The sequence below is a fragment of the Enterobacter sp. SORGH_AS_0287 genome, assembly GCF_031453695.1.
Lineage (GTDB): Bacteria > Pseudomonadota > Gammaproteobacteria > Enterobacterales > Enterobacteriaceae > Enterobacter > Enterobacter ludwigii.
On the sequence record NZ_JAVIZW010000001.1, the window covers coordinates 3484317 to 3509147 of the forward strand.

At 54.9% G+C, this 24831-nt stretch carries 24 protein-coding genes and 2 pseudogenes; 14 read left to right on the plus strand and 12 right to left on the minus strand.

Annotated features, from left to right (window positions below; all coding sequences use genetic code 11):
• Positions 1-801 carry a lipoprotein NlpA gene (gene nlpA / locus QE396_RS16520; RefSeq protein WP_020882712.1) on the minus strand — a complete coding sequence of 267 codons (801 nt, stop codon included), beginning with the start codon at positions 799-801 and terminating at the stop codon, positions 1-3.
• A gap of 108 nt (positions 802-909) precedes the next feature.
• Positions 910-2427 carry an MDR family MFS transporter gene (locus QE396_RS16525; protein ID WP_032669507.1) on the minus strand — a complete coding sequence of 506 codons (1518 nt, stop codon included), beginning with the start codon at positions 2425-2427 and terminating at the stop codon, positions 910-912.
• Positions 2428-2505: 78 nt separating this feature from the next.
• On the opposite strand from QE396_RS16525, the gene QE396_RS16530 reads away from it, so the two are divergent.
• Positions 2506-3153 (plus strand): TetR/AcrR family transcriptional regulator, encoded by a 648-nt coding sequence (locus tag QE396_RS16530; RefSeq protein ID WP_020882714.1) that lies wholly within the window; start codon positions 2506-2508, stop codon positions 3151-3153.
• Here the strand turns inward: QE396_RS16530 and QE396_RS16535 are convergent.
• Positions 3150-3569 (minus strand): GNAT family N-acetyltransferase, encoded by a 420-nt coding sequence (locus QE396_RS16535; protein ID WP_014168016.1) that lies wholly within the window; start codon positions 3567-3569, stop codon positions 3150-3152. The two genes, QE396_RS16530 and QE396_RS16535, sit on opposite strands and share 4 nt — an antisense overlap.
• Positions 3570-3755: 186 nt before the next feature.
• Between QE396_RS16535 and QE396_RS16540 the strand changes: the two genes are divergently transcribed.
• The 5 genes from QE396_RS16540 (at position 3756) to QE396_RS16560 (ending at position 10495) form a co-directional block, all read left to right on the plus strand.
• Positions 3756-4325 carry a TetR/AcrR family transcriptional regulator gene (locus QE396_RS16540; RefSeq protein WP_020882715.1) on the plus strand — a complete coding sequence of 190 codons (570 nt, stop codon included), beginning with the start codon at positions 3756-3758 and terminating at the stop codon, positions 4323-4325.
• A 146-nt stretch (positions 4326-4471) separates the two neighbouring features.
• The gene (locus QE396_RS16545) at positions 4472-5593 is read left to right on the plus strand and encodes an efflux RND transporter periplasmic adaptor subunit (protein WP_020882716.1); all 1122 of its coding nucleotides are present in this window, start codon (positions 4472-4474) and stop codon (positions 5591-5593) included.
• Positions 5593-8703, plus strand: coding sequence for an efflux RND transporter permease subunit (locus QE396_RS16550; RefSeq protein WP_020882717.1), 3111 nt, complete (start codon positions 5593-5595; stop codon positions 8701-8703). Before QE396_RS16545 ends, QE396_RS16550 begins: the two co-directional genes overlap by 1 nt.
• Positions 8703-10067, plus strand: coding sequence for an efflux transporter outer membrane subunit (locus tag QE396_RS16555; protein WP_020882718.1), 1365 nt, complete (start codon positions 8703-8705; stop codon positions 10065-10067). The genes QE396_RS16550 and QE396_RS16555 overlap by 1 nt, the downstream gene beginning before the upstream one ends.
• Before the next feature lie 131 nt (positions 10068-10198).
• Positions 10199-10495, plus strand: a complete 297-nt coding sequence (locus QE396_RS16560) for a YicS family protein (RefSeq protein WP_020882719.1) — start codon at positions 10199-10201, stop codon at positions 10493-10495.
• 27 nt (positions 10496-10522) lie between these two features.
• On the opposite strand, the gene QE396_RS16565 is transcribed toward QE396_RS16560, so the two are convergent.
• On the minus strand, positions 10523-11473 hold the full coding sequence (locus tag QE396_RS16565; protein WP_014168010.1) for a LacI family DNA-binding transcriptional regulator: 951 nt from the start codon (positions 11471-11473) through the stop codon (positions 10523-10525).
• A gap of 293 nt (positions 11474-11766) precedes the next feature.
• On the opposite strand from QE396_RS16565, the gene QE396_RS16570 reads away from it, so the two are divergent.
• The 6 genes from QE396_RS16570 (at position 11767) to QE396_RS16595 (ending at position 17684) form a co-directional block, all read left to right on the plus strand.
• Positions 11767-12081 (plus strand): PTS sugar transporter subunit IIB, encoded by a 315-nt coding sequence (locus QE396_RS16570; protein WP_020882720.1) that lies wholly within the window; start codon positions 11767-11769, stop codon positions 12079-12081.
• 11 nt (positions 12082-12092) lie between these two features.
• Positions 12093-13418 carry a PTS cellobiose transporter subunit IIC gene (locus QE396_RS16575; RefSeq protein ID WP_014168008.1) on the plus strand — a complete coding sequence of 442 codons (1326 nt, stop codon included), beginning with the start codon at positions 12093-12095 and terminating at the stop codon, positions 13416-13418.
• Positions 13419-13435: 17 nt separating this feature from the next.
• Positions 13436-14818: a glycoside hydrolase family 1 protein gene (locus tag QE396_RS16580; RefSeq protein WP_020882721.1), complete on the plus strand. Its 1383-nt coding sequence runs from the start codon at positions 13436-13438 to the stop codon at positions 14816-14818.
• The gene (locus QE396_RS16585) at positions 14818-15120 is read left to right on the plus strand and encodes a PTS lactose/cellobiose transporter subunit IIA (RefSeq protein ID WP_014168006.1); all 303 of its coding nucleotides are present in this window, start codon (positions 14818-14820) and stop codon (positions 15118-15120) included. The genes QE396_RS16580 and QE396_RS16585 overlap by 1 nt, the downstream gene beginning before the upstream one ends.
• Before the next feature lie 138 nt (positions 15121-15258).
• Entirely contained in the window at positions 15259-16638 is a 1380-nt protein-coding gene (locus tag QE396_RS16590) for a carbohydrate porin (RefSeq protein ID WP_020882722.1), read from the plus strand.
• A gap of 140 nt (positions 16639-16778) precedes the next feature.
• Positions 16779-17684, plus strand: coding sequence for a DMT family transporter (locus QE396_RS16595; RefSeq protein WP_020882723.1), 906 nt, complete (start codon positions 16779-16781; stop codon positions 17682-17684).
• 40 nt (positions 17685-17724) lie between these two features.
• On the opposite strand, the gene nepI is transcribed toward QE396_RS16595, so the two are convergent.
• A complete protein-coding gene (nepI, locus tag QE396_RS16600; protein ID WP_020882724.1) occupies positions 17725-18915 on the minus strand; it encodes a purine ribonucleoside efflux pump NepI in 1191 nt (396 codons plus the stop codon).
• A 207-nt stretch (positions 18916-19122) separates the two neighbouring features.
• Between nepI and QE396_RS16605 the strand changes: the two genes are divergently transcribed.
• On the plus strand, positions 19123-20121 hold the full coding sequence (locus QE396_RS16605; protein ID WP_020882725.1) for an aldo/keto reductase: 999 nt from the start codon (positions 19123-19125) through the stop codon (positions 20119-20121).
• A gap of 65 nt (positions 20122-20186) precedes the next feature.
• Here QE396_RS16605 and QE396_RS23520 read toward each other — a convergent pair.
• From QE396_RS23520 to QE396_RS16630, 6 genes and pseudogenes are all read right to left on the minus strand, one after another.
• Positions 20187-20312 (minus strand): annotated as a pseudogene (locus tag QE396_RS23520) (acetyl-CoA C-acetyltransferase); the annotation flags it as partial.
• Positions 20306-20485 (minus strand): annotated as a pseudogene (locus QE396_RS16610) (acetyl-CoA acetyltransferase); the annotation flags it as partial. The pseudogenes QE396_RS16610 and QE396_RS23520, both read right to left, overlap by 7 nt.
• The gene (locus QE396_RS16615) at positions 20482-20895 is read right to left on the minus strand and encodes a carboxymuconolactone decarboxylase family protein (RefSeq protein ID WP_014167999.1); all 414 of its coding nucleotides are present in this window, start codon (positions 20893-20895) and stop codon (positions 20482-20484) included. The gene QE396_RS16615 and the pseudogene QE396_RS16610, both read right to left, overlap by 4 nt.
• On the minus strand, positions 20882-22102 hold the full coding sequence (locus QE396_RS16620) for an MFS transporter (RefSeq protein ID WP_020882727.1): 1221 nt from the start codon (positions 22100-22102) through the stop codon (positions 20882-20884). Before QE396_RS16620 ends, QE396_RS16615 begins: the two co-directional genes overlap by 14 nt.
• 21 nt (positions 22103-22123) lie before the next feature.
• Complete coding sequence (locus QE396_RS16625) at positions 22124-22717, minus strand: HAD family phosphatase (protein ID WP_020882728.1); 594 nt, start codon at positions 22715-22717, stop codon at positions 22124-22126.
• A gap of 14 nt (positions 22718-22731) precedes the next feature.
• A complete protein-coding gene (locus QE396_RS16630; RefSeq protein WP_020882729.1) occupies positions 22732-22950 on the minus strand; it encodes a hypothetical protein in 219 nt (72 codons plus the stop codon).
• Positions 22951-23322: 372 nt separating this feature from the next.
• On the opposite strand from QE396_RS16630, the gene QE396_RS16635 reads away from it, so the two are divergent.
• Entirely contained in the window at positions 23323-24243 is a 921-nt protein-coding gene (locus QE396_RS16635) for a LysR family transcriptional regulator (RefSeq protein ID WP_020882730.1), read from the plus strand.
• Here the strand turns inward: QE396_RS16635 and QE396_RS16640 are convergent.
• On the minus strand, positions 24240-24692 hold the full coding sequence (locus tag QE396_RS16640) for a DUF1198 domain-containing protein (RefSeq protein WP_020882731.1): 453 nt from the start codon (positions 24690-24692) through the stop codon (positions 24240-24242). The genes QE396_RS16635 and QE396_RS16640 overlap by 4 nt on opposite strands.
• Positions 24693-24831: the final 139 nt, after the last annotated feature.

Genomic DNA, 24831 nt, shown 5'->3' on the forward strand with positions numbered 1-24831 from the left:
CTACCAGCCCGGCACCGCGCCACCGTTAAAGAGAGTCTCTGCGGCCTTCGCCACTTCCGGCGACTGATACGACTGGATAAATTCCTTCACGTTTTCCGCGTCTTTGTTGTCTTCCCGCGTCACCACGATGTTCACATACGGCGAGTTTTTATCTTCAATAAACACGCTGTCATGCACCGGCGACAGCCCGGTTTGCTGGAGATAGGTGGTGCTGATAATGGCAACATCCACTTTCGGATCATCCAGCACGCGCGGCAGTTGCGCCCCTTCCAGCTCCATAATGTTCAAATGCTTCGGATTGGCGGTGATATCCAGCGCCGTCGGCAGCAGGCCAACGTCCGGCTTCAGGGTAATCAGCTTCTCTTTTTGTAACAGCAGCAGTGCGCGGCCAAGGTTGGTCGGATCGTTTGGAATGGCGATGGTCGCGCCGTCCTTCAGCTCAGACACGGATTTGATCTTGCGGGAGTAGCCGGCCATCGGGAAAACAAAGGTGTTCGCCACAGCAACCAGCTTGTAGTGATGCGCCTTGTTATCTTCTGCCAGGAACGGGCGATGCTGGAAGACATTGGCATCAAGATCGCCCTGACTGGTGGCATCATTGGGCAACAGCGAGCCGCTGAACCCCACCAGTTCCACATCCAGACCGTATTTCTCTTTCGCCACTTTTTTAGCGACTTCCGCGACATCCTGCTCAGCGCCGTTAATCACGCCGACTTTGATGTGTTTGGCATCGCTGCCGCCTTGATCGCAACCTGCCAGCAGCAGGCCAGCGAGAACCAGAGCACCCAATCGAAGTTTCACGAGACATATCCTTTTGATAAACGTTTCAGTGACTATATCGACAACGGTACGGCTGGCTAAAAAACGAAAAAGCATCAATAAGACGGATAAGTTATATGTGCGGGGGTGCTATTGATCCGACCTGAGCATGTCCGCACGGCGTAACGGCGTTTCCCGTAAAAACCACGACAGTACAAACGCCAGCACCATAATGCTTGCCGCCAGCAGGAACACCGCGTGAATGGCTGAGCCAAACGCGGCCAGGTAATCGAGCCGCAGGGCTTCTGGCAGCCGATGAATGGCCGCTGGATTGAGCTCATGCGGTAACTCCGCCCCTTGCGGTAAACGGTCCATCAGACCCGATTGCAAAACGTGGGTGAAGACCGCGCCAAACAGCGCGACGCCGATGGCCCCGCCAATGGAACGAAACAGCGTGACCCCGGAAGTCGCTACCCCGTATTGATCGGCAGAGACGCTGTTCTGCACGGCCAGCACCAGTACCTGCATGACCAGCCCCAGACCCATCCCCAGCACGCCGGTAAAAATGTACAGCTGCCAGGTCGGCGAGTGGATCGAGATACGCGTCAGCAGCACCATGCCCACCACGCCAAGCAACGTACCGGCGATCGGAAACAGACGGTATTTTCCGGTACGGCTGATAATCCGCCCGCTGATGATCGAGGTTAGCAGCAGTCCGCCCATCAGCGGGATCAGCTGCAGACCGGCCTGAGTCGGCGTGGCGTCTTTCACAACCTGCAGATAGAGCGGCAGGAAGGTGACCGAGCCAAAGAGCGACATCCCGATAATAAAGCCAATCAGGCTGCAGAGCAGAAAGCTGCGATCGCGGAACAGCGAGAGCGGAATGATCGGCTCCCAGGCCAGACGCTCCTCATAGATAAACCCGGCGATACCCGTCAGGCCAAAGGCCAGAATGCACCACAGCTGCGGGTCGTTCCACTGGCGTATCGTCCCGCCTTCAGTGGTAAACAGGATGATACACAGCAGCGCCATGCTGAGGTAAATCGCCCCCAGATAATCAATCTCGTGCTTGTTGCGCCGTGCGCTGCCGTGGAACACCGCGCCTATCACCAGCAGGGCAAAGAGGCCGAGCGGCAGATTGATATAAAAAATCCAGCGCCAGGAGGCGTGCTGCACGATAAACCCGCCGATAAGCGGCCCGATCACCGTCGCCAGACCAAATACTCCGCCAAACAGCCCCTGATAGCGGCCACGCTCCGCAGGCGGAATAACGTCCGCCACGGCGGCCATACTGATGACCATCAGACCGCCGCCGCCCAGCCCCTGCAGGCCGCGCATCAGCACCAGTTGGGTCATGTTTTGCGCCAGACCGCAGAGCACCGACCCCGCCAGAAACAGCACAATAGCGATTTGAAGGACGATTTTACGCCCAAACAGATCGCCGAATTTTCCGTACAGCGGCACCACAATGGTCGAGCTGAGGATATAGGCCGTCACCACCCAGGAGAGCTTATCCAGGCCACCCAGTTCCCCAACGATGGTGGGCAATGCCGTGGAAACAATCGTCTGGTCCAGCGCCGAAAGCAGCATCACCAGCAGCAACGCGCAGAACAACAGCTTTATCGACGGCGCGTTTTGCGCAGGTTGAGTCATTACGTCGGACTCCATAAGAGATCGCTTGAAATTAATTAATTGGATAATTAATATTTAAGTAAGTGATGAATAAGATCAAGAGATCCTGCGACTATGCCAGCACATAAGGACAATTCTGAACCGCGCCGCCCCGGTCGACCACGCGGCGGAAAGCGGGCAACCGCCAGCCGCGAACAGCTGCTGGATATTGCGTTGAGCCTCTTTTCCCGCCAGGGGATCGCTCAAACCTCGCTGAACGCCATCGCCAAAGAAGCGGGCGTAACGCCAGCGATGCTGCATTACTACTTCAATTCACGAGAACAATTGCTCGACGCGATGATTGAGGAGCGCTTCCTGCCCTTACGTAATCGGATCGGCACAATTTTCGCCGAAAACCCCGACTCGCCGGTCAACGCATTAACGCAAATGGTGAAGGTACTGGCCGAGCTGGCGGAGCAGCACCGCTGGTTTGCCCCGCTGTGGATGCAGGAGGTCATCGGGGAGATGCCTGTACTGCGCACGCATCTGCACGCGCGGTTCGGTGACGACAAATACCAGGCAACGCTTGCCACCCTTAAACGCTGGCAGCAGGAAGGGCAACTGAACCGGGCACTCGCGCCAGAACTGCTGTTCACCACGCTGCTAAGCCTGGTGCTGGTGCCGTTCTCAAGAATGCGCAACGACGAGAGGCTACACGCCCTCTCGCCAGAGATCATTGTGCGTCATGCGCTGGCCGTGATGGGCAACGGCATCGGCGGTTAAAGGGATTTGGTCAGATAATGCCTTTGCATACCCGGGTACGGGTAATCCGGCAACGACATCTGCAGCTGATAGCCCTGCTTTTCATAGAATGGACGTGCCTGGAAGCTGACCGTATCCACCAGCGCATGGGTGCAGCCTTTGCGTCGGGCTTCGTCTTCTGCCGTTTTGATAAGCTGGCTGCCGACGCCCGATCCCCGCACGGTGTCGCTGACCCACAGAAAATCGATGTTTAGCCAGTCGCCTTTGCGCACGCCAATTAACCCGCCCAGCATCACGCCCTTATCGTCTCGCACATAAACGCCAATGTCGCCGCTAAAGTTTGAGAGATCTAAAAATTGTCCGTTGTAGGCACGAAGCCCTGTTAATAATTCTTCTTTTTCATCGTGTGTGACGTTATCCGTCGTGCTCAGATGCATATTTTTCTCCTTATTTTCTGTGCAATCTTAATATTGCACAGCCTTTCCTTCATCAAAACTCCTTTTTTTCTCCATTCTTTAAACATTGAAATATTCATTCAATAAGTACTTAAAAAAAGTCTTTCCAATACGCACCTGAAACGTATAATGAGAACGATCATTCTCACTTTTATAGGGTAACCGACGATGAGCACAAAACTGGAAGAACGCCAAAAGCAGCGTCAGGACGATATCATCGCTGCCGCGCGTCAGTGCTTTCGCGCCAGCGGTTTTCATGCGGCCAGCATGTCGCAGATCGCCAGTAAGGCAAAGCTCAGCGTCGGGCAAATCTACCGTTATTTCAGTAACAAAGATGCGATTATTGAAGAGATGATTCGCCGTATCATCGACTCACGCATCGAAGAGATTCAGGGTAAAACGCTGGTCGAGGGGATGCCTCAGGCGCTCGCCTGGCGACAGACCCTGAATGAAGATGACGATGCGCTGATGCTTGAGATGTCGGCTGAAGCCACGCGTAATCCCCAGGTGGCGGCCATGCTGGTCGAAGCGGAAAAGCGGATGTTTACTAATGCCTGCGCACACCTGAAAAAACAGTTTCCCCACCTGAGTGATGATCATATTCGCTGCTGCGTGGAGATTACTGCGGTAATGATTGAGGGGTCTATTTACCGTCGACTGACACCCTTAAACGTACCCTCTGAACAATTAGAGCCTCTTTATCAAAATATTTTAAATATGCTTTTCTCTGCGAAGTAATCGCATGTGAATAATTAGCGGGAAGACGTTATTCCCTTATTAACATTTCCGGCTCTGCCGGAGATGCGGTATCGCTGTGCCTTTAAATAGCCCCCTTCCTTGTTAAGCCATTAACAGGGCAGGCATCGTTCACCCTGGAAAAAATTATGAAAGCCATAACAACCTCCATCGCAGCATTATTCCTCCTGACGGGGTGCGATAATGCACAAACATCTGCTCCTCAACATCCCCTCCCGCAAGTGGGGATTGTTACGCTCCTGAGCCAACCCGTTGCCGTGGTCAGTGAACTGACCGGACGCACCACGGCCGCCATGAGCGCGGAAGTGCGTCCTCAGGTGGGCGGCATTATTCAGAAACGGCTCTTTACCGAAGGCGATACCGTGCAAGCCGGACAGGCGCTGTATCAAATTGACCCTTCCAGCTACCGCGCCGCCTACGATGAAGCCGCCGCGGCCCTGAAACAGGCGCAGGCGCTGGTGCAGGCCGATTGCCAGAAAGCTCAACGCTATACACAACTGGTGAAAGACGACGGCGTATCGCGTCAGGATGCCGAAGATGCAAAGTCCACCTGCGCGCAGGACAAGGCCAGCGTGGAGTCGAAAAAAGCAGCCCAGGAAAGCGCGCGCATTAACCTCAACTGGACCACGGTGACCGCCCCGATTGCCGGACGTATTGGCATCTCTTCGGTCACCCCCGGCGCACTGGTCACTGCCCAGCAAGAGACCGCGCTCGCCACCATTCGCGGCCTGGACAATATGTACGTCGATTTAACCCGCTCCAGCGCCGATCTTCTGCGATTACGCAAACAAACGCTTGCCAGCAACAGCGAGACATTGAGCGTGTCGTTGATCCTTGAAGATGGCAGCACCTATCAGGAAAAAGGCCGTCTGGCCCTGACTGAAGTGGCAGTGGACGAATCCACCGGGTCGGTCACACTGCGCGCCGTCTTCCCCAACCCGCAGCATCAGCTTCTGCCCGGGATGTTTGTTCGCGCCAGAGTGGATGAAGGGGTAATGAGCGAGGCCATTCTCGCCCCGCAGCAGGGAATTACCCGTGATGCCAAAGGCAACGCCACCGCGCTGGTGGTGGGGGCCGGCAATAAGGTGGAACAACGTCAGCTGGAAACGGGTGACACCTACGGCGACAAATGGCTGGTGCTGAGTGGACTGAAGGCTGGCGATAAGCTGATTGTGGAAGGCACCGATAAAGTGACCGCCGGTCAGCAAGTTAACGCCGAAGAGATGAAAACCGCGGGAGGAAACGCCTGATGTTTTCCCGCTTCTTCGTGCGTCGCCCGGTTTTTGCCTGGGTGATTGCTATTCTGATTATGCTCGCCGGGGTGCTGGCGATCCGTACCCTGCCCGTCGCGCAGTATCCCGACGTCGCCCCGCCGTCGATAAAAATCTCTGCCACCTACACTGGCGCGTCGGCACAGACTCTGGAAAACAGCGTCACCCAGGTCATTGAGCAACAGCTGACCGGGCTGGATAACCTGCTCTATTTTACCTCCACCAGCAGTTCGGACGGCTCGGTAAGCATCACCGTCACGTTCGAACAGGGAACCGACCCGGATACCGCGCAGGTTCAGGTGCAGAACAAAGTACAGCAGGCCGAGTCGCGCTTGCCGACCGAGGTACAGCAGGCCGGCATTACGGTGCAAAAATCGCAGAGTAACTTCCTGCTGATCATGGGCGTGTACGATAAAACCGACCATGCCAGCAGTTCGGATATCGCCGACTGGCTGGTGAGTAATATGCAGGATCCGCTGGCACGCGTAGAAGGCGTCGGCAGCCTGCAGGTGTTTGGTGCGGAATACGCCATGCGCATCTGGCTTGACCCGGCAAAGCTGGCGTCGTACTCGCTGATGCCATCCGACGTTCAGAGCGCTATTGAAGCGCAGAACGTGCAGGTTTCCGCCGGTAAAATCGGCGCTTTACCCGCGTCCGGTACCCAGCAGTTGACCGCCACCGTGCGTGCCCAGTCGCGCCTGCAGACGGTCGATCAGTTTAAAAATATCATCGTTAAGAGCCAGTCCAGCGGCGCAGTGGTGCGTATTGGCGACGTGGCGCGCGTGGAGATGGGCAGCGAGGATTACACGGCTACCGCCAGGCTGAATGGCCACCCGGCAGCCGGTATGGCGGTGATGCTCTCGCCGGGCGCAAATGCGCTCAATACCGCCACCGCGGTGAAAGATAAAATTGCCGAATTCAAACGGGCAATGCCGGAAGGCTATGATGTGGCCTATCCGAAAGACAGCACCGAGTTCATTAAGATCTCGGTGGAAGATGTGATTCAGACGCTGTTTGAGGCCATTATCCTCGTGGTGGTGGTGATGTATCTGTTTCTGCAGAACATTCGCGCCACGCTCATCCCCGCGCTGGCGGTACCGGTAGTTCTGTTGGGCACCTTTGGCGTGCTGGCGCTGTTCGGTTACTCCATCAATACCCTGACGCTGTTTGCGATGGTGCTGGCGATAGGTCTGCTGGTCGATGACGCCATCGTGGTAGTGGAAAACGTCGAGCGCATTATGCGCGATGAAGGTCTGCCCGCCCGCGAAGCCACCGAAAAATCGATGGGCGAAATTTCCGGTGCGCTGGTCGCCATTGCGCTGGTGCTTTCCGCCGTGTTTCTGCCGATGGCCTTCTTCGGCGGCTCAACCGGCGTCATCTACCGCCAGTTTTCGGTCACCATTATCTCAGCGATGATCCTCTCGGTGGTGGTGGCGCTGACCCTGACACCCGCGCTCTGCGGCTCGGTACTGCGCCATACGCCTCCTCACAAAAAAGGGTTCTTCGGCGCGTTTAACCGCTTCTACAGTAAGACCGAGCATGGCTACCAGAATAAAGTCCTGCGCGCGCTGCGCCGCTCCGCGGGCATGCTGGTGGTCTACGCCCTGCTCTGTGGCGCGATGGCCGTGGCAATGCTGAAGCTGCCCGGCAGCTTCCTGCCCACGGAGGACCAGGGTGAAATCATGGTGCAGTACACCCTGCCTGCCGGTGCGACAGCAGTACGTACCGCGGAGATCAGTCGTCAGGTTCGCGAGTGGTTCCTCACTAAAGAAAAAGCCAACACCGATGTGATTTTTACGGTCGAGGGCTTTAGCTTTAGCGGCAGCGGCCAGAATGCCGGGATGGCGTTTGTCTCCCTGAAAAACTGGTCCGAGCGTAAAGGCGATGAGAACACCGCTCAGGCGATTGCCCTGCGCGCCACTCAGGAACTCGGCTCCCTTCGCGATGCCACCGTCTTTGCCATGACGCCCCCGGCCGTAGACGGCCTCGGTCAGAGCAACGGTTTTACCTTCGAGCTCATGGCCAGCGGCAGCACCGATCGCGACACGTTGCTGAAGATGCGTAATCAGCTGATCGGCCAGGCGAATCAGGACACCTCCCTGCATGCCGTTCGCGCCAATGATTTGCCGCAGATGCCGCAGCTGCAGGTGGATATCGACAACAACAAAGCCGTATCGCTGGGGCTTTCCCTGAGCGACGTCACCGATACCCTCTCCAGCGCCTGGGGCGGAACCTACGTGAATGACTTTATCGATCGGGGCCGCGTGAAAAAGGTCTACATCCAGGGAGACAGCGATTACCGCGCCGTGCCTTCCGATCTCAACAAATGGTACGTACGCGGTAGCGACAGCACCATGACACCGTTCTCCGCTTTCGCCACCACGCGCTGGGAATATGGCCCGGAGAGTCTGGTGCGCTACAACGGCTCGGCGGCCTATGAAATTCAGGGCGAGAACGCCAGTGGTGCCAGCTCCGGTACGGCGATGACCCGGATGGAACAGCTGGCGAACAACCTGCCGTCCGGCACAACCTGGGCGTGGAGCGGGTTGTCGTTACAGGAGAAACTGGCGAGCGGCCAGGCGATGAGCTTGTATGCCCTCTCCATCCTGGTGGTATTCCTGTGCCTGGCCGCGCTGTATGAGAGCTGGTCGGTGCCGATTTCAGTCATTCTGGTGATCCCGCTTGGGGTGCTGGGTGCGGCGCTGGCCGCCTCGCTGCGCGGGCTGAGCAACGACGTCTATTTCCAGGTGGCACTGCTGACCACCATCGGCCTGTCGTCGAAAAACGCCATTTTGATCGTTGAGTTTGCGGAGGCGAAAGTCGCGGAAGGTTACTCCCTGACGCGTGCCGCGCTGCGTGCGGCTCAGACGCGACTGCGTCCGATCATCATGACGTCGCTGGCGTTTATCGCCGGGGTAACACCGCTGGCCGTCGCCACCGGTGCAGGCGCCAACAGCCGCGTGGCGATTGGGACCGGCATCATCGGCGGGACGCTCGCGGCAACGCTGCTGGCCATCTTCTTTGTTCCATTATTCTTCGTACTGGTGAAACGTCTCTTCTCCGGTAAGCACGCAAACCGGAGGGCATAATGTTTCGTGTATCTGTTTTAGTGTTAGCGCTGCTGAGCGCAGGCTGTGTTTCGTTAGACCCTACCTATCAGCGTCCTGACGCGCCCGTCCCGGCCACGTTGCCGGGCGCCCACGGCGAAGCCACCGCCGTGGTCAGCCAGTGGCAGCAGGTGATGAACGATCACCGCCTGAACAAGGTGGTAACAATGGCACTCACCAGAAACCGCGATGTGCAAAAAGCGATTGCTGATATCGACGCCGCCCGCGCCCAGTATGGTGAGACGCGCTCGTCTCTGTTCCCGTCGGTGGATGCCAGCCTGAGCCATACCCGCAGCCGCACGCTGGCCAGCGGCGTGAGCACCAGCGATGAGGCTAACGGCGCCGTCTCCAGCTTCGAGCTGGATCTGTTTGGTCGTAACCAGAGCCTCTCGCGCGCCGCGCGTGAAACCTGGCTTGCCAGCGAGTTCACGGCGCAGAACACGCGCCTGACAATGGTCAGCGAGCTGACCACCGCCTGGATTACTCTGGCAGCAGATAACAGCAATCTGGCGCTGGCAAAATCCACTCAGGAGAGCGCAGCGAACTCGCTCAAGATTGTGCAGCGTCAGCAGGACGTTGGGGTCGCCGCCGCAACGGATGTCAGCGAAGCAATGGCGGTTTATCAGCAGGCCCGCGCCAGCGTCGCCAGCTATCAGACGCTGGTGATGCAGGACAAAAACGCCCTGAATTTGCTGGCGGGCGAGACGGTACCGGAAAACCTGCTACCCGGTACGCTGGAGAGCCTGAGCGATAACGCCATCACCCTGATCCCGGCGGGCGTTAGCTCCGCCACGCTGCTGCGTCGCCCGGATATTCAGGAGGCTGAACATAACCTGTTGAGCGCCAATGCCAACATCGGTGCTGCGCGCGCCAACTTCTTCCCGACGATTTCGCTTACCGCCAGCGCCGGGGTCGGCAGCGATTCGCTCTCGTCATTGTTCAGCCACGGCATGAAGGTCTGGTCGTTCGCGCCGTCCATCTCCCTGCCGCTGTTCAGCGGCGGCAATAACATGGCGCAACTGCGCTATGCCGAAGCGGAGAAAAAAGGGCTGATTGCCACCTATGAGAAAACCATCCAGAGCGCGTTCAAAGATGTAGCCGATGCGCTGGCGCGCCGAGAAACCCTGAGTGAAGAGCTTGATGCGCAACGTGAATACGTGGCGGCAGAGCAAAAAACGCTGGATGTGGCAACGCGCAGCTATCAGGTGGGTGCGGGTGATTACCTGACCGTTCTCACCGCGCAGCGCGCCCTGTGGTCGGCACGGGCATCATTGATTGCCCTGCAGCAGACCGACTTTGAAAACCGTATTACGCTGTGGCAGTCGCTGGGCGGAGGGATTCAATAACCGCCGGTGCCGGTCCGGGTGCAGGGTTCTCATACGCAGGAAGACAAAAATTCATACTTTCGGCTGGCGTCGCTACACTGAATGTAACGATATATTTCATGGGAAGCCTGTGACGTCTAAAGGGGATTTTGATGAAAGCTGCACACCTGGTTTGCCTGCTCGTTTGTCTGCTCTTCGCCGCGTTTGTCCATGCCCAGGAAAAAGACGATCCCGTGAAAGAGGCCCAGATAAAGCAGCAGATCCTTAAAGATGTGAAGAAGGCCTGCACGCCCCAGAAAAAGCAGAGCGATAAAGCCTGGCAGGCGATGATTTTGTCGTCTGAGGCCAATCAACTGTTGATCAAAAACGCCATCACGGCCGTGAAGCGCGACAATCTGGATGCTTACTGGGACGCGGTCAGTCAGGTAGATTGTATGGAAGATTATTAAGCGTGAAGCCGGGCTTCACGCTTTTTTTTAGCGCTTTCGTACATCCGGAATAATCAAATCCCCGCGCAGAACATAGGACCCCAGCATCTGCGTTTTCTCCGTCAGCCAGCCCACAATACGTGCCGCCATAGCATCCATCGAGTATTCAATGGCCGGGATCACCGGGATACCCGGCAGATGCAGCGATCCGGCAAGGCTAAAGACCATAATGTCGTCCGGCACGGATTTATTAAACGCCTGCAGCTGCGGGATCACCCGCTGAGCTTCCTGTTCGTCCGCCACCAGCAGTGCGTTAAAATTCAGCGTGCTCGCATTGTTAAGCAACTCCTGCAGCGCAACGGATGAGGAGGTGGCATCCATAAAGACGAGGTTGCGATTAAAGGGCAGGAAATTTTTCTCCAGCGCGTGTTTATAGCCCAGCAACACCTGGTCGGCGAAACCGCTGCCTTGCGGATGGATCAGGGCTATCTGGCGTCGCCCCTGGCTGGTCAGATAGTTACAGGCGGTTTCGGCGGCAAAGGCGTGATCGAACTGGATGCTGTTGGAATTATCGGACTCCATACAGTCAACGAGAATGACATTGTCCATCTCGACGTCCAGCGGGAAACGCGCGCCAATCACCAGGATGTCATCACATAACCCACAGGAAAGTTCTTCCAGGGCGTGCATCACTTCCGCTTTGGTATGCGCGAAGCGCAACAGCAGATGTTTTTGATGCTGGCTGAGGTGCTTTTCCAGCGCGTAAAGATAACCGGTGGTCTGGTTAATATTCTCCTGCGCGCAAATCACCCCAATACACCCCGTCGACTGGCTCAGCAGCGACTGCGCAATCACATTGGGCCGGTAGTTCAGTTCATCAACCGCTTTTAAAACGGCCTGGCGGCTGGCTTCCTTTACGCCACGCGACCCACTCAACACTCGCGATACCGTGGCTTTAGACACCCCGGCAAGACGTGATACATCATTGATTGTCGACATCTCTTTCCCCTGGCAGGCTTACTTCGCACCTGCAAATTCCATCACCGCTACGGCTCATATTATAGCCAGAATGGAGTATATCCTTTTCCGTTTTTCATGGAAACCGATTTTCCATTTCAACTCAAAATGATGTCAAAACGCGCAAATTATGTGACATGCATCTGGTTAATTAGCGTCATAAGCAATGGATATTGATGGTTGTCACACTTCTGTCTTTTATAAATGGAAACCGGTTTCCGTATAATGTCCAATCATCCTCGCAATAACTTTTTACATTTAGAGGATGGTTGTCGATGTTCAAGATCATGCTGTGTTGCTCTGCCGGGATGTCCACCAGCCTGCTGGTCAGCAAAATGGTCGATGTCGCGAAAGAGCGCGGGTTGCCGGTAAAAATAGACGCGTATGGCGTTTCCGAATTTGATACGCAGTTTCCGCAGTACCAGGTTGTCCTTCTCGGACCCCAGGTGAAGTACATGTTACAGACACTCTCAGACAAGGCGGCTACAAAGGGCATCCCGGTCCAACCCATCGACATGATGGATTACGGTATGCAACGTGGCGATAAAGTACTGGACTATGCTCTGTCGCTCATCAAAGCGGCACACTAAAAGGTGTTCACATGAGTTCGTTATATCAATCAATGGTCGCGGTTATTGAGCAGTCAATTACCCCGCTGGCCGCGAAGCTCGGCCAGCAAAAGTATGTGATTGCCATCCGCGACGGCTTTACCGCCGCGCTGCCGTTTATGATCATCGGCTCGTTTATGCTGGTGTTCATCTTCCCGCCCTTCTCCGCGGATACGACAAACAGCTTTGCCCGCGGCTGGCTGGATTTCTCCCAGACTTACCGTGAACAGCTGATGCTGCCGTTCAACCTCAGCATGGGCGTGATGACGTTCTTCATTTCGGTGGGGATTGGTGCAAGCCTGGGGCGTCAGTTTAACCTCGATCCGGTGATGTCCGGTCTGCTGGCCTTTATGGCCTTCCTGCTGGTGGCAGCTCCGTATGCCGACGGCAAGATCTCGACCCAGTACCTCTCCGGCCAGGGGATTTTCACCGCGCTGATCACCGCCATCTACTCCACCCGCGTGTATGCGTGGCTGAAGCAGAACAACGTGACCATCCGTCTGCCGAAAGAAGTGCCGACCGGTGTGGCGCGTTCGTTTGAGATCCTGATCCCGGTCATGGTGGTGATCGGTACCCTGCACCCGCTGAACCTGTTTATCGAAGCACAAACCGGGATGATTATCCCGCAGGCGATTATGCACCTGCTGGAACCGCTGGTCTCTGCGTCTGACTCCCTGCCTGCCATTCTGCTCTCCGTGCTGCTGTGCCAGATCTTCTGGTTTGCCGGTATCCACGGCTCGCTGATTGTCACCGGCATCATGAACCCGTTCTGGATGGCCAACCTGTCCGCAAACCAGGCGGCACTGGCGGCTGGCGCGGCGCTGCCACACGTTTACCTGCAGGGTTTCTGGGACCACTACCTGCTGATTGGCGGCGTCGGCTCCACGCTTCCGCTGGCCTTCCTGCTGCTGCGCAGCCGCGTCACACACCTGCGCACCATCGGCAAAATGGGCGTTGTGCCCAGCTTCTTTAACATCAACGAACCGATTCTGTTCGGCGCGCCAATCATCATGAACCCGATGCTGTTTATCCCGTTCGTGTTTGTTCCGCTGGTGAACGCCTGCCTGGCGTACGGCGCCACCAAAATGGGCTGGCTGGCACAGGTGGTGTCGTTAACCCCGTGGACGACCCCGGCCCCTATTGGCGCATCGTGGGCGGCAAACTGGGCGTTGAGCCCGGTGGTGATGTGTCTGGTGTGTATGGTGATGTCAGCGCTGATGTACCTGCCGTTCCTGCGTGCTTACGAGCGTACGTTGATGAAAAACGAAGAGCAGAAAGCCCAGGCAACCGTCGGTGCCGCTGAAACAGCAAGTCATTAAGTCAAAGAGGAAAGGTCATGAAATACGCATTTCCCGATAATTTCTGGTGGGGCAGCGCAAGCTCCGCCCTCCAGACCGAAGGGACACGAGAGGGTGAAACCACCTGGGATTACTGGTTTGCCCGCGAGCCAAACCGTTTTCATAATGGCGTGGGACCGCAGCACACCTCCACGTTTTATCAACACTGGAAAACGGACATTCAGTTGTTAAAGCAGCTGAACCACAACAGCTTTCGCACCTCGATTAGCTGGGCGCGCCTGATCCCCGACGGTATCGGTGAAGTGAACCCGGAAGCGGTCGATTTTTATCATCAGGTCATTGATGAGCTGATTGAACAGGGTATTACCCCGTTTATCACCCTGTTCCACTTCGACATGCCGATGGCGATGCAGGAGATTGGCGGCTGGGAAAACCGCAACGTGGTGGACGCTTACGCCCGTTATGCGCAGATTTGCTTCGATCTGTTTGGCGATCGCGTGCTGCACTGGTTTACCTTCAACGAGCCGATTGTGCCGGTGGAAGGCGGCTATCTGTACGATTTCCACTATCCCAACGTGGTGGATTTTCGTCGTGCGGCCACCGTGGCATATCACACCGTGCTGGCGCATGCGCAGGCGGTACGCGCTTACCGTGCCGGGCACTACGCTGGGGAGATCGGTATCGTACTGAACCTGACGCCGTCCTATCCGCGCTCGCAAAACCCGGCTGACGTCAAAGCGGCACACATTGCGGACCTGATGTTTAACCGCAGCTTCCTTGACCCCGTCCTGCGCGGCGAATACCCGGCGGACCTGGTGGCGTTGCTGAAATCTTACGATCAGCTCCCCGCCTGCAAACCGGAAGACAGTTTCCTGATTGCGGAAGGAAAAATCGACCTGCTCGGCATTAACTATTATCAGCCGCGTCGCGTGAAATGCCGTGACAGTGCGGTGAACCCACAGGCACCGTTTATGCCGGAGTGGTTCTTTGATAATTACGAAATGCCTGGCCGCAAGATGAATCCATACCGTGGCTGGGAAATTTATGAGCCGGGTATTTACGATATTCTGATTAACCTGCGCGACAATTACGGTAACCCACGCTGTTTTATTTCTGAGAACGGTATGGGTGTCGAAAATGAACAGCGCTTTATTGAGAATGGTCAGATAAACGATCAATACCGCATCGATTTTATTTCCGAACATTTGGCCTGGCTGCATAAAGGTATTAGCGAAGGGTGCCAGTGTCTTGGCTACCATATGTGGACCTTTATTGATAACTGGTCGTGGTGTAATGCGTATAAAAATCGCTACGGATTTATCCAGCTCGATTTAACTACCCAGCAGCGCACCATCAAGAAAAGCGGCGAGTGGTTTGCCGCCACCGCATTAAATAACAGTTTTGACAGAGAGTCAGTGTAATGATCGCATTAGAAGAAGCCGTAATGGAAATTATCGTCAACGCCGGTCAGTCGCGTAGCCTGTGCTTTGAAGCCCTGCACGCGGCGCGTCAGGGCAACCTTGACGAAGCCAAAAGCCTGCTGCGTGAAGCCGATGGCTACGCGCGCCAGGCGCACAAAATGCAGACCAAACTGATCGAACAGGATGCGGGCGAAGCCCGCCAGCCGATGACCTTAATAATGGTTCACGCGCAGGATCATTTAATGAATTCCCTGCTGGCACGTGAATTATCCGAAGAAATAATCCATTTATATCAGAGATAATGTATGGCGAAAAAACGTTAATGTAATCACTCTGTACCTAAAATAGAAATCCACTTGTTCTGATGATAGCGACAAACTCTGTCAGATCGGAGCGGGATGGTTATTGTCTGAATAAAATTAAACTATATTGAGATAACCATGAATTATATTAAAAAACTTCCATTAACCATGGCGGTTGTCGCCGCGCTTTGCCCAATTTCTGTACTCGCACAAGAATTTACGCAAGAGCAAATCGACGCCATCGTGGCGAAAGCGGTAGACAAAGCGCTGGCCGAACGGCAGGCCAAAATGGACGCCGCCGTCGCGAAAAAAGCGGACGTGGTCACCGAACCGCAAAGCGCGGCGCAATCACCGGACCTCGCGATTCCGTTTGGGGTTAAATTTACCGGCTATGCCCGCTACGGCGCGCACTTCCAGGCAGCCGATCAGAAATACGTGGCGGTAGACGGTTCCTATAACGGCGCATCCGCGATTGGTCGTCTGGGTAACGAAGGCAACGGCGGTGAATTCCAGCTCTCCAAAGCCTTCAAGGGGGACAACGGTGCCATCTGGGACATCAACGTGATGATCGACCACTGGGGCGACGAGGTTAACCTGAAAAAAGCCTATGCCGGTGTGACCAACATTATGGCCTCCAACCCGAACGCCTACTTCTGGGCCGGCCGTGACTTCCACCAGCGTCCACAGCAGGGTATCAACGATTACTTCTGGATGAACCACGACGGCCAGGGTGCCGGGGTGAAGAACTTCGACATCGGCGGCGTGCAGTTTGACGTTGCCGCGGTGGCCGCGGTGGAATCCTGTAGCCCGGAAGTGATGGAAGATGAGGCGAACCCGTCGCGCATTACCTGTACCGGCGGTTCCGGCACGGGCGACAAAGGTAACTACGCTGCGACCTCAAAAATCCACGGCATGAAAGTCGGCCCGCTGGATCTGGAGCTGTACGCGAACTACGGTTTTGACTCCAAAGCCATTGAGAGTGAAGAGCGTCTGAAGGCCTGGCAGGGCGGCGTGGTGCTGAGCCACACCAACGACAGCGGCGTGAATAAGGTGATTGCCCGTTATTCTGATAACTCGGACAACAGCGTATTCAACAAAACCGAGGATCTGACCACGGTCTACGCCAGCTTCGAAGGGTTGTACAAATTCACCCAGGCCACGCAGGTGGAGTACATCCTCGCCTTCCACGACTATGACAACAGCCGCGATAAAACCGACAACCGTAAGAACTACAACGCCATCGTGCGTCCGATGCACTGGTGGAACGACGTTCACTCCACCTGGCTGGAAGCGGGCTGGCAGCACGTGGATTACGACAATGGCGGTGATAACAAAGGCTGGAAGCTGACCCTGTCGCAGAACATGTCTATCGCCATGGGGCCAGAGTTCCGCCCAATGCTGCGCTTCTACGTGACCGGCGGCAAAGTGGATAACGAACGCACCGCCCGTGTGAACGGTACAAAAGATGAGACGCTGGATGATTTCAACGTCGGCGCGATGTGGGAAGCGTGGTTCTAAGCAAGGTAAAAGCAAAACGGCAACGCACGTTGCCGTTTTTCGTGTTTGCCCCCTCTCCCCGTGAGTGAGGGCATCAGGCCACACCGCACCCGGCAAGACCCATGTTATGCTACACAAAAACCAACATAACAGGGGAGAACATGGGTTCCACACGTAAAGGAATGCTCAACGTTCTGATCGCCGCCGTTTTATGGGGCAGCTCAGGGGTTTGCGCACAGTACATCATGGAGAAAAGCCAGATCTCGTCCCCTTACCTGACGATGATTCGCCTGCTGTTTACCGGCGTCATCTTGCTGACCCTCTCCTTCGTGCATGGCGACAAGATTTTCTCGGTCATCAAACATCGTAAAGACGCCCTCAGCCTGCTGTTTTTCTCGCTGGTTGGTGCGCTCACCGTCCAGCTCACCTTCCTGCTGACGATTGAAAAATCCAACGCGGCGACGGCCACCGTGCTGCAGTTTCTCTCGCCAACGATCATCGTCGCCTGGTTCGCGCTGGCGAGGAAAAAACGTCCCGGCGTGTTTGTTTTATCCGCCATTTTGACGTCACTTGTCGGCACCTTCCTGCTGGTCACCCACGGCGATCCGACCTCGCTCTCCATCTCCCCTGCCGCCCTGTTCTTCGGTATCGCCTCGGCCTTTGCCGCCGCGTTTTATACAACCTACCCGTCGACGCTTATCGCCCGCTACGGCACGCTGCCGATTGTTGGCTGGAGTATGTTAATCGCGGGGGTCGTGCTGACGCCGTTCTACGCCGGACGCGGGACCACATTTGTGATTGATGGCAGCCTGCTGCTGGCGTTTTTCTATCTGGTGGTGATTGGCACAGCGCTGACGTTCAGCCTGTATCTGAAAGGCGCGCAGATGATTGGCGGGCCGAAGGCGAGCATTCTGAGCTGTGCCGAGCCGCTGAGCAGCGCCCTGCTGTCGGTGATTTTGCTTGGGGTGGCGTTTACGCTGCCGGACTGGCTGGGCACGCTGCTGATTGTGTCGTCGGTGGTGCTGATTTCGATGGATTCGAGAAGACGGGTTCAGACATCGGCGTAGCCTGATATCCCCTCTTCCCTGTGGGAAGAGGGGGATTTACTTATTTCGCTTTAACCTTACTCGCCACCAGCAGCGCCGTCAGCAACATCAGGGTTCCTGAAATCACCAGCGGTGACGTCAGCCCCAGATGGTCCAGCGCAACGCCGCCGATCGCCGCACCGCAGGTGTTCGCCAGCTGGATCACCGCGACCTGAATCGACCCGGCTTTTTCCGCCTGATCGGCGAGCGAGCGGGTGATCCACGTCGACCAGCCCACCGGCACCAGCGCAAAAGCAAAGCCCCAGATAATCGCAATCGCCGACGCAACCCACTTATCGCTGCCCCACAGCACCAATACCGCAGCGCTAATTGCCAGCACCAGCGGCGCGCCCGCCAGCGCCACTTTCAGGGAACGCTTCAGGAACGCGGACGACAGCGAGGTGCCGACAAAGCTGGCGATACCGAAGCTCAGGAGCACCAGCGTCAGGCCATCCACATCAAACCCGGCCATGTTCATGAATACCGGGCGGATATAGGTGAAGAAGGCAAACTGTCCGGCAAATGCCATAAAGATGGCGGTCATCCCCGCCAGCACGCCCGGGCGCTTCAGCAGGCTGAACATATTCTGTTTATGGTGTGCCGCTTCCCCCGGTAAGGACGGCAGCGCTTTCCAGACCCAGAGAATGCATAGCACCCCCATCACCGCGGCAGCGTTAAAGACGTTACGCCAGCCGATGATCCCGCCAAGGAAACTGCCCAACGGCGCAGCAATGACCAGCGCAATCGAAACAGCACCAAAGATCACGGAGAGGGCTTTCGGCACGGTGCGCGCGGGAACCAGACGCATGGTGAGCGAGGCCGACATCGCCCAGAAACCACCTAATCCCAGCCCCAGGCAGGCGCGACCCAGCAGCAGCAGGGTGAAGTTATTGGCAAAAGAGACCAGCAGGCAGGAGAGCGTCAGCAGCACGCTGAACAGAATGACCACTTTGCGGCGGTCGATGGTGCCGATCACCTGGGTAATAAACAGGCTCGCGAACATCGCCACAAAGGCGGTCACGGTGACGGACTGCCCCGCCACGCCTTCGGAAATGCCCAGATCCTGCGCCATCGGCGTCAGCAGGCTCACCGGCAGAAACTCAACGGTAATCAGGCAGGCAACGCAAAATGCCACGGAGAAAACCGCCGACCAGTTGGGGCGAGTGACCTCCTGGGTCTGCGGTCTGGGTGTGGGCTGAATGTGTTCTGTCATGGCGTCACCTGAAGATAAAAACGTGCGGAAAAGTCGCGCAGTTTATCATCAAAAGTGTGACGGATTTAACGATTTGACAACTTTTGTCGTTTTTAATGAGCCTGAAGAGAGCGCGTCGTCGACTGATACCTTTTCTGCATAACGAAAATGAAAATTCAGTATCCACATTTGAGGTGAAACAATCATAGCGTCTGAAAAGGAGAAACTATGAAAACACGTAATTTATCTCAAAATCTTACCGTCAGTGCCGTCGGCTACGGTGCCATGGGTCTGAGTGAATTTTATGGCCAGACTGATGACAACGCCTCGCTGCGGGTATTGCATAGCCTCATCGATCTGAACGTGACGTTTATTGATACCGCAAATTTATATGGCCGTGGTCATAATGAAAGACTAATCGGTCATTTTCTTGCCGGGCTGGATAAAAGCACTCGCGAGCAGTTCAAAATAGCCACGAAATGCGGCATCGATCGCTCTCCCGACGAGTCTTATGCCCGCACCATCAACAATACGCCTGACTATATCATCCGCTGCTGTAATGAGTCCCTCAAGCGGCTTGGCGTGGAGCGAATCGACCTCTTTTATCTACACAGACTGAGTAACACCACCCCGGTCGAAGAGAGTATGGATTGTCTGCGCACCCTTGTGAAAGAGGGCAAGATCAACCACATCGGCCTTTGCGAAGTGTCGGCGTCAACGCTGCAACGGGCCCATGCGGTACATCCGGTCACCGCGCTGCAAACGGAATATTCTCTGTGGACACGCGATATCGAGGAAAGCATTCTGCCGGTCGTGAAAGCGTTAGGCATTGGTCTGGTGCCCTACTCGCCTCTTGGCAGAGGCTTCCTGACGGGAAAATACCTGAACAATAGCGAATTTGCAGAGGGTGATTTCCGTAAAAATAACGAGCGCTTTATGCAGTCCAGCCTCGATCATAATCGCCAGCTGCTCGATGTCATCCACCCGCTGGCGGCGAAATACGGCTGTACCGCGGGTCAGATTGCCCTTGCCTGGCTGTTAGCGCAATACGATCGGCTGGTTCCCATCCCGGGCACTAAGCACACCGGCTATCTGGCCGAGAACGCGCGCGCTGCCAACATTGAGCTTGAGAAGAGCGATATTGAATCATTGAACAACCTGCATCGCCGTATAGCGATTAAAGGCGATCGCTATTCTGCCGAGGGTATGAAGGGCGTGAACGCCTGATACCTCATCAAGAAAATAAAAAAACCGGGTTTTCCCGGTTTTTTTATATCGGATACGCCGTGCCGTTAGCGATAAACGCTCAACGCGGCGACGCCACACTTGCCGTCATTACGGACCAGGGCATGAACCAGCGTCATCAAAATCCGGCAGCCGGATGCGCCTATCGCATGCCCAAGCGCGATTGCCCCGCCGTAAGAACCTGACCCATAATGACCTGAGAGATATTACTGGCCTCTACGCCAGATTCTTTCAGGAGCGCCTGAATGACCCGGCTTCCCAGGTCAGCGGCGGAATGTTCCGCAAGCGCGCCCAGAAATGCACCCGTCGCCGTGCGGCGGGCTGCAATAATGACAACCTCGCTCATGCATGACTCCCTTTCAGTCCCGGCAACGTATGACCCGTCGCAGCGATTGCCGCGCGGTAGGCGGTAAGACCGTTCATACAGGCGGGAACGCCGGCATACACCGCCATCTGTATCACAATTTCAAGCAGCTCTTCCGGCGTCACGCCGGTGTTGAGCGCGCCTCTCATGTGCAGTTCCAGCTGCGGCATAGCATTACCCAGCGTCACAAGCGAGGCGACAGTCAGCATTTCGCGCGTTTTGAGTTCCAGTCCCGGACGTCCCACCACATCCCCGAACGCATAGTCGGTTATCAGGGCAGGCAGGCCCGGGTCCAGTTCGCTCAGGCGGCGGGTGACTTTATCCGCGAGCCCTGCTTCAAGACGGTCCATGATCTCTCTGCCATAGCGCGTGCGGTCATTAATTTGACTCATAAGATTTCTCCATACGGGATTGTTTTGCGGTCAAGGTTGCAGGAATAACCGCGACAAGCAGAACGGACAGGCCGATAGCCGTGCCGGCGACGATATACAGGAGAGGCATTGAAAATGATGAAACCATCCAGGCACCGATCGACGCGCCGATACCAATGGCGGTATTGAAAAACGAAACGTAGATTGCGGAGGCCGGGAAGGCTTTATCTTCAGCCATACGTAAAACCCACGTCTGGAAGCCGACAAATATTCCTGACACGGCAACGCCCCAGATAATCATGCTGGTGAATATCAGCGCAGCAGAGAGCGAGGAACCTGACAGGCCCAGGAACAGCAGCACTGCACAGATCAGCAGTACAGACAGCGAAACCGTCAGCTTGAGATACTTATCAATCATCACGCCGGTCAGGAAATTACCGGCCAGACCCGCGATGCCGTAAACAAAAAGCACGGCGGGAATAAAGGCGGTGGACAGTAAACTCTGCGTGTGAAGCCAGGGTTCAATGTACGTAAAGGCGGCAAAGTGCGCCGTAACAGCCAGCAGGGTTGCTGAGTAAATTTTCCATAGGGTAGACGATTTCAGCACGCCCTTAAGCGCATCCAGGCCAAGCGCGCTTTTGCTGGCGATCTGGGGAACAAGCACGCTAATACCCACAAAGGCAATTACGCTCAGCGCGGCCATCAGCCAAAATGCCTGCCGCCAGCCGAAGTGGATACCAATGTAGTTGGAAACCGGTACGCCAAAAACGCTTGCTGCGGAAACGCCACCAAATACGATTGACGTCGCCGCACCAATATATCTGGCAGGAACCATGGCAACCGCCGTTGCGCCGATCATCGCCCAGAATGCACCGTGAGCAAGCGCGCCCAGCACGCGGGCACTAAGCAGCATTCCGTAGGTGTTTACCGTCGCGGCCATGACGTTAGAGATCAGAAGCACCACGGTGAGCACGAGTAAAAGCCGCTTCTTAGCCACATTGCCTAAAAAGACGGAGGCAAACAGCGCACTCAACGCCCCCACCCAGGCATAAAGCGACACGGTCATGCCCACCGCGGATTCCGAAGACCGTAATCCCTCTGCGATTGGCGTTAATAATCCGACCGGCGCCAGTTCGGTAGTGACAATAGTAAACGTTGAAATAGCCAGAATGAATAACGCAAACCATGACCTTAACGTCATATTTTGCGGAGAGAGTTCTGAAGTCATACTACTTACCTCAATAATGGTTTAAATAATGTGCCAATTTTTTTCTGCTGCATATCGGGTAAGCGCGGAATGCTCTCCCACACAGACGGGATGCCCAATGGCTTCGAGCATTGGAATATCCGAAAGATCGTCACCATAGGCATAACAATCCGCTGGATTAATCTCCTTATCCCGGCAAAACGTCATCAGGGCGTCTTTTTTACCCGCTCCAATTGTTTGGGGCAGGCCGATTTCCCCCGTCAACTCGCCTGCGTCATTTATTATCAACGGAGCACAGAGTATGTCCGTTACCCCAAGATATTTCGCAATGGGTGACAGAATCGGAAGCATAGAGCCCGATATAAATACGATGTACATGTTCTGTCTCTGATGGCTTTTAAGTGCTGAAACGGCACTCTCAATAAAAAATTCGTTTTCTGGCTTACGCCTGAACCATTCATCGCCCATTTCTTCCAGATAACGACAAGACACACCTTTAAACTGGCGATAATACTCTCTGTTCAGCGTCTCCCCTGGCATACCGTTTTTTACGTCGACGCGAAAACGAGACATATAGCGTTGAAGACGATCGTTTTGATTATTTTCCCTGCACCAGAAGTCATAGAAATCAAACATGCTTTTAATATTTATTAGCGTCTCATCAACGTCAAAAAATGCGGCGTGGTTTCATCGCGCCACTGACGATACTGCAGATAGTTATACGCGGGCACCTCAACGTGACGAAACTGAATATAATTAGATTCGGGTAAACTCTTTTTATTATCGATTGGGGATTCAACAAACTTAAGCAGTTCGCGACGAATATCGGTAGAAAGAACAGCAGAGAAACGATGGAACATGGATTCCATTTCACTCTCAGCACACGCAATTTCTTTAATGTCATTGAAAGCGCGCAGTTCCAGCAGTTCATTAACACCGTTTTCTTCACAGGAAAACTAGCGAACGTTTTCATTGCTTTTTAAGGAGGTAAAATCTTTCTCTGTAAAAGTATTTTTTAACGGGAAGCGTGATACCAGTACATATTTAGACGACATAATTACTCCGAATATTGATTGAGTGAGGATTCGGGTAGAAATTTATCAATATAGGAAACAATTGGAATTGTTAAATTTGTAATATATTTTTGGTATTACTGTTGAAATGGGTTTACTGCCCGCATTTAGCGTGTAATATCGAAATGGAAAAAAGACGAAATACCTTTTCGCATTCAGGACCCACGTATGGCCACAGCAGAACATTTAATCAGCAATAACCTGCCCAGTATCAAACAATTACAATGCTTTCTCGCTGTCGCACATGAACTGAACTTCCGTAAGGCTGCCGAACGCCTACGCATGACTCAACCGCCATTGACGCGTCAGATAAAATGCCTTGAAGCGGTTCTGAAACGTCAGTTGTTCAGCCGCAACACGCATGACGTTAGCCTCACAGAAGCAGGCCGTGCGCTGGTTGTTCAGGCTGAAAAAATACTCAAAGACATCAGTAACCTAAAAGAAGATCCTCTCTCTTCTGAAACGAGCCTGCGTATTGGACTCACACGGACCCTTAATTTTGAATATATTGAACCCGTGAATACCCAGCTTCACAAAATGAACGCGGGAGATGATGTCGAAACGCCGGACCTGACGTCAGCCCAACTGCTGCAAAGCTTGTCTAAAAACATGCTGGATCTGGTGCTGACCGGTGAAAAAGGAACGGGTCATGAAGACATTGTTCAATACCGCTGGGTCTGCCAGGAACCGTTGCTCATCGCAATGCCCTCTTTACACCCTGCCAGCCTGAAAGAGAAAGTCGCGCTGGAGGATATTAGCGATCTTCCCATTTTCTGGTTTTCCAGAAGTGCCAACCCGTCATTTTACGACAAATGCGAAAGCTACTTTGATACGCTGAAAACGCCTCTGAAGCGGATAAAAGAGCCGGATGATACCCTTGTGATGCTAAGCCGTATCGCAAGAGGGAAAGGATTTGCGCTACTGCCTCAGTCGAAATGCACCTTTAATCAGGAAGGACTTTGCTACCGTGAACTCACGGACGCCGAGGCAAAAAGGTTAAACATAGATATCTATGCCGCCACTCGCCTCAATGAAAATAGAGAGGAGATTCTTAACGCACAGAATGTGTTATGCGGGAAAACGGCTTAATGCAGGTAAAACACGCCCTCTTCCGGCAGGAAAAGCTGGTTATAGCGTAACTGGAAGGCGTTTAGCTCCTGCGGATCGGGCTCCATTTCACGCATAAAACCCAGCGTCAGACGGACCTGCGCGTCCGTGATCGGCGCGGCCAGACGGGCTTTACGCAGCATACGGTGCCAGGCAAGCAAATTCTCTTCACTGCCATTAACAATGCAGACCTGCCAGATCAGCAGCACCTGCGCCGCGTTTTGCAGATGCGCCTCGTCCGGGCGTTCAAGGTAGCGGATAAACTCATTGCCGGGCGTTTTACCGAACTGATCGATCATCGATTCTACAGGAACCGGGGTGATCCCCAGCCGCTCGCTCAGGCGTTTAATTGCGCGACGTGAATCTGAGGTCAGGACCCGAAATCCCACCACAAACACCACAGCAAGCGTTGCCAGCATTATCCAGACCATGCGTTCTCCTCTACGTCAGCCGCTCATCATAGCGGGAAACGCGCGGCGTCGACAGCGGGCAAGGCCATAATAGTGCAGTGAAAAAAGGTGGAAAATCGTTATGAGGGCAGCGCCAGGCGTGCTGGCGTGTAGTGCGCCG

What these genes read in the sequence shown, in the direction of transcription:
- QE396_RS16525 (WP_032669507.1), bottom strand. Translation starts at nt 2,427, where the DNA reads ATGGAGTCCGACGTAATGACTCAACCTGCGCAAAACGCGCCGTCGATA.
- QE396_RS16530 (WP_020882714.1), top strand. Translation starts at nt 2,506, where the DNA reads ATGCCAGCACATAAGGACAATTCTGAACCGCGCCGCCCCGGTCGACCA.
- QE396_RS16535 (WP_014168016.1), bottom strand. Translation starts at nt 3,569, where the DNA reads ATGCATCTGAGCACGACGGATAACGTCACACACGATGAAAAAGAAGAA.
- QE396_RS16540 (WP_020882715.1), top strand. Translation starts at nt 3,756, where the DNA reads ATGAGCACAAAACTGGAAGAACGCCAAAAGCAGCGTCAGGACGATATC.
- QE396_RS16545 (WP_020882716.1), top strand. Translation starts at nt 4,472, where the DNA reads ATGAAAGCCATAACAACCTCCATCGCAGCATTATTCCTCCTGACGGGG.
- QE396_RS16550 (WP_020882717.1), top strand. Translation starts at nt 5,593, where the DNA reads ATGTTTTCCCGCTTCTTCGTGCGTCGCCCGGTTTTTGCCTGGGTGATT.
- QE396_RS16555 (WP_020882718.1), top strand. Translation starts at nt 8,703, where the DNA reads ATGTTTCGTGTATCTGTTTTAGTGTTAGCGCTGCTGAGCGCAGGCTGT.
- QE396_RS16560 (WP_020882719.1), top strand. Translation starts at nt 10,199, where the DNA reads ATGAAAGCTGCACACCTGGTTTGCCTGCTCGTTTGTCTGCTCTTCGCC.
- QE396_RS16565 (WP_014168010.1), bottom strand. Translation starts at nt 11,473, where the DNA reads ATGTCGACAATCAATGATGTATCACGTCTTGCCGGGGTGTCTAAAGCC.
- QE396_RS16570 (WP_020882720.1), top strand. Translation starts at nt 11,767, where the DNA reads ATGTTCAAGATCATGCTGTGTTGCTCTGCCGGGATGTCCACCAGCCTG.
- QE396_RS16575 (WP_014168008.1), top strand. Translation starts at nt 12,093, where the DNA reads ATGAGTTCGTTATATCAATCAATGGTCGCGGTTATTGAGCAGTCAATT.
- QE396_RS16580 (WP_020882721.1), top strand. Translation starts at nt 13,436, where the DNA reads ATGAAATACGCATTTCCCGATAATTTCTGGTGGGGCAGCGCAAGCTCC.
- QE396_RS16585 (WP_014168006.1), top strand. Translation starts at nt 14,818, where the DNA reads ATGATCGCATTAGAAGAAGCCGTAATGGAAATTATCGTCAACGCCGGT.
- QE396_RS16590 (WP_020882722.1), top strand. Translation starts at nt 15,259, where the DNA reads ATGAATTATATTAAAAAACTTCCATTAACCATGGCGGTTGTCGCCGCG.
- QE396_RS16595 (WP_020882723.1), top strand. Translation starts at nt 16,779, where the DNA reads ATGGGTTCCACACGTAAAGGAATGCTCAACGTTCTGATCGCCGCCGTT.
- nepI (WP_020882724.1), bottom strand. Translation starts at nt 18,915, where the DNA reads ATGACAGAACACATTCAGCCCACACCCAGACCGCAGACCCAGGAGGTC.
- QE396_RS16605 (WP_020882725.1), top strand. Translation starts at nt 19,123, where the DNA reads ATGAAAACACGTAATTTATCTCAAAATCTTACCGTCAGTGCCGTCGGC.
- QE396_RS16615 (WP_014167999.1), bottom strand. Translation starts at nt 20,895, where the DNA reads ATGAGTCAAATTAATGACCGCACGCGCTATGGCAGAGAGATCATGGAC.
- QE396_RS16620 (WP_020882727.1), bottom strand. Translation starts at nt 22,102, where the DNA reads ATGACTTCAGAACTCTCTCCGCAAAATATGACGTTAAGGTCATGGTTT.
- QE396_RS16625 (WP_020882728.1), bottom strand. Translation starts at nt 22,717, where the DNA reads ATGTTTGATTTCTATGACTTCTGGTGCAGGGAAAATAATCAAAACGAT.
- QE396_RS16630 (WP_020882729.1), bottom strand. Translation starts at nt 22,950, where the DNA reads ATGGAATCCATGTTCCATCGTTTCTCTGCTGTTCTTTCTACCGATATT.
- QE396_RS16635 (WP_020882730.1), top strand. Translation starts at nt 23,323, where the DNA reads ATGGCCACAGCAGAACATTTAATCAGCAATAACCTGCCCAGTATCAAA.
- QE396_RS16640 (WP_020882731.1), bottom strand. Translation starts at nt 24,692, where the DNA reads ATGGTCTGGATAATGCTGGCAACGCTTGCTGTGGTGTTTGTGGTGGGA.